This is a genomic window from Streptomyces murinus (assembly GCF_002154555.1).
Lineage (GTDB): Bacteria > Actinomycetota > Actinomycetes > Streptomycetales > Streptomycetaceae > Streptomyces > Streptomyces murinus.
The window spans coordinates 1-2289 of sequence record NZ_MUNF01000869.1; the positions used below are offsets into that span (position 1 = coordinate 1).

Annotated in this window: 2 protein-coding genes and 1 tRNA gene; 2 read left to right on the forward strand and 1 reads right to left on the reverse strand. The window is 70.0% G+C overall.

Going from position 1 to position 2289, the window contains the following annotated elements:
• The first annotated feature begins 234 nt into the window (after window positions 1-234).
• Window positions 235-318, forward strand: a tRNA-Leu gene (locus tag CCN72_RS36070).
• 361 nt (window positions 319-679) lie between these two features.
• Window positions 680-1021: a helix-turn-helix domain-containing protein gene (locus CCN72_RS36075; RefSeq protein WP_086812587.1), complete on the forward strand. Its 342-nt coding sequence runs from the start codon at window positions 680-682 to the stop codon at window positions 1019-1021.
• Here the strand turns inward: CCN72_RS36075 and CCN72_RS36080 are convergent.
• Window positions 1018-1830 (reverse strand): hypothetical protein, encoded by an 813-nt coding sequence (locus tag CCN72_RS36080; protein WP_086812588.1) that lies wholly within the window; start codon window positions 1828-1830, stop codon window positions 1018-1020. The two genes, CCN72_RS36075 and CCN72_RS36080, sit on opposite strands and share 4 nt — an antisense overlap.
• Window positions 1831-2289 lie beyond the last annotated feature (459 nt).

The following is a 2289-nucleotide window of genomic DNA, read 5'->3' on the forward strand; positions in this document are numbered from 1 at the left end:
CGGCCGGAGAGGGGCGTGCGGACCGCGTGCGGGTGGGGCGTGTGGAGGGCGCCCGGTCGGCGGCACCCTGCCCGACGGGGCGAGCCGGGGTCGATCGGTGCGGGCGGCCGGCCGTGGACGGGCTGGTCAGGGGCCCTGGGAAAGGGATGTGAACCCACCCCGTACGACGTGCTAATGTTCTGCATGTCGGAAGGGGCCAGCCCGAAAGGGCAGAAGCCGGAAGACACACCCAATGCGCGGGTGGCGGAATAGGCAGACGCGCTGGATTCAGGTTCCAGTGCCCGAAAGGGCGTGGGGGTTCAACTCCCCCCTCGCGCACAGAGGGAATGGGCGGCATCGCGATGGCGATGCCGCCCTTCTTCTTTTCCCGCGCGCCGCGGATGTGTGAGGAAGGTCTCAGGTCCGACGGTGGCGACGAGGACCTGGACGTCGGTCCGATGTCGACCGACGCGTCGTAGCCCGACCGAAGTCGCCTTGTAGCCCATTGGAGTTGTGCCGAAGCGGTCGTGTACCTGCTGGCTCCTGGGCGAGTATTGGCAGGTCAGAGGCGTTGTGACAGTACCTGACGGGGTCTCGGTGGCAGGGTTTCCACTGGAAGTGAGTGTTTAGTCAGACCTAAAGGTGGCATTCTGGAGACACCACAACAACCGTTGTGGCGAAGCCAGTTGGGGGTCGTTCCATGAGCTTCTTCGGTCGGAGCGAGGGCAGCGCCGAGTCGGCCGGTGCCCAGTTGGCGCGGCAGGCGACCGCGTCGCTCGCGGGGTTGCTGGCGGGGCTGGGGAAGTCGCGGTCGGACCTTGCCAAGGCGATGGGGGTGAGTCCCGGCCGGGTCAGTCAGATCATGTCGGGCGATGCCAACCTGACCGTACGGACGTTGGCATCACTGGCGGAGGCGCTGGATGCCGATGTGGAGATCAGATTTTCTCCCCGCGGCGCCCAGGCCGCGGAGGCAGTGTCCGCGCACAGCGGCGAGCCCGTGCCGCTGCGTGGGAGAGATGTGGCCGCCCGTCGGGTCGGCTAGACCCGGTTGCGGCGGAAGCCGAGCCGTGGCCGGGGCACGGGTGAGCTGTGGAAGGCGTCGTCGGACAGTGCCTTGGTCCGCAGGGACTCGAGTTCGGGCTGTTCCGTCCGGCGGCCGTGTACATAGGCGTGCAGCAACAGGTCTCCGCAGCGGTTGCGGGCCTCGCCGAGAGCGCTGCGGCAGAGGTAGGTCTCGTCGGCGGTCGGCTCGCGCATCCAGGGTGAGCGGGCGTCACGGCGGGCCTCGTCGGTCCTGGTCTGCACATCGAGGGCGTAGACCATGGCCTCGTCCGCCGCGTCGAAGAGTTGGTTGACCGTCTTGGTGAGCGTGGGATGCCGGTCCAGCAGGTAGTTCCTCAGGTCGTACATGAAGACACGGAGCTGCGTCGACTTCTCGAAGCCGTCCAGGAAGCGGTCGCACCAGCGGCAGGCGTCGAGATGCATCCGGTATTCGAGCCGCTCCCGGAACCAGGCGATGCCGAGGGTCATGAACTTGACGTAGGGCTGGCTCGTGTCGTCCTGCTTCCTGCGCGGCATGGCCGTGGCGCCGGTGGCCAGGCCCGCGGTGAGCGGCGGCAGCTTCGCCAGGTGGGGCAGCGCCATCGCGGCGACGATCCCGACCGCGCCGGTCAGGGTGAGGATCAGGAGGGTCAGCCCGGCGGACCGCCGGCTGCCCAGCAGCCGGCCCTTGCCCACCGCGTGGCGGGCCAGGCCGATCCACGCGAGGCCGGCGCCGGCGGCGGCCGGTAACGCGTACTCGGCGAGCCAGCCGTGGTGGTACCAGGTCATGAACAGCCCCAAGTCATGCATGGACAAGGAGGGCCGTCATCTGCCTGCCTCGGGGTGAGCCGGGCTCCCCCTCGGCGTTTGCGCCCAGCCCTTTCACCGCGGGCGTGCGGCGGGCGGGCCGGCCGCGGTGAGTACCGCAGATGATGTCACCTGCCACGGACGCGTGGCGTGGCTTTGGCGGCAAGTGCCCACCGGCCGTGCCGATCCAGCCATCTCGGGGAGGGGAATGGCCGAGGTGGTGGCTACGACGCGATGGACACGCGGGCACGAAGGCATGGGGGCATGGTGCGCCAGCGCGGCCGGCCCCGCCGGTGAGGTGGCTCACCGGTGGGGCCGGGCGGGTTGACGCCGGGGTGCCGGGGGCCCGGGCGGGTTCGGTTACTTCTCCTCGGGCATGCAGTGGCCGAGGTCGCACATGCCGGCCGGGGTGACGGTGTGGGAGACGGTGGCCGCGGGCTGGGGGGCGGCCCAGCCGGTGGC

What these genes read in the sequence shown, in the direction of transcription:
- CCN72_RS36075 (WP_086812587.1), top strand. Translation starts at nt 680, where the DNA reads ATGAGCTTCTTCGGTCGGAGCGAGGGCAGCGCCGAGTCGGCCGGTGCC.
- CCN72_RS36080 (WP_086812588.1), bottom strand. Translation starts at nt 1,830, where the DNA reads ATGCATGACTTGGGGCTGTTCATGACCTGGTACCACCACGGCTGGCTC.